Source organism: Streptomyces sp. URMC 126 (assembly GCF_051386555.1).
Taxonomy (GTDB): Bacteria; Actinomycetota; Actinomycetes; order Streptomycetales; family Streptomycetaceae; genus Streptomyces.
Genome location: NZ_JBPQTX010000720.1, coordinates 1 through 338, shown reverse-complemented (window position 1 = coordinate 338; position 338 = coordinate 1). Strand labels below are relative to the sequence as shown.

General features: G+C 64.5%; 1 protein-coding gene. It reads right to left on the bottom strand.

The features are described 5' to 3' along the window. The coding region (locus ACSNOK_RS33620) for a helix-turn-helix domain-containing protein (protein ID WP_436784558.1) at nucleotides 1-338 on the bottom strand (338 nt) is incomplete at both ends.

The following is a 338-nucleotide window of genomic DNA, read 5'->3' as shown; positions in this document are numbered from 1 at the left end:
ATGGCGTAGAGGTGCTCGATTCGGGCCTTCTTGACCGCGTAGTCCGGGTCCCGGGAGGTCTTCCAGGTCTTCAGGCGTTGAAAGGTGACGCCTTCCTCGCGGAGCAGGATGCGCAGGCCCTCGTGGCTGATGTCGTCGACCACCCCCTCGGCGACCAGGAAGTCGGCCAGTTTGACCAGGCTCCAGGTCGAGAACGGCAGGCCGTGCTCGGCCGGCTTGGACTTGGCGATCTTCTTGATCTCGCGGCGCTCGGGCAGCGTGAACGTCCTCGGCCGACCCCCCTTGTGCTTCGGGTAGAGCGAGGTGAAGCCGTCGGCGTTGAAGTTGTGGATCACATC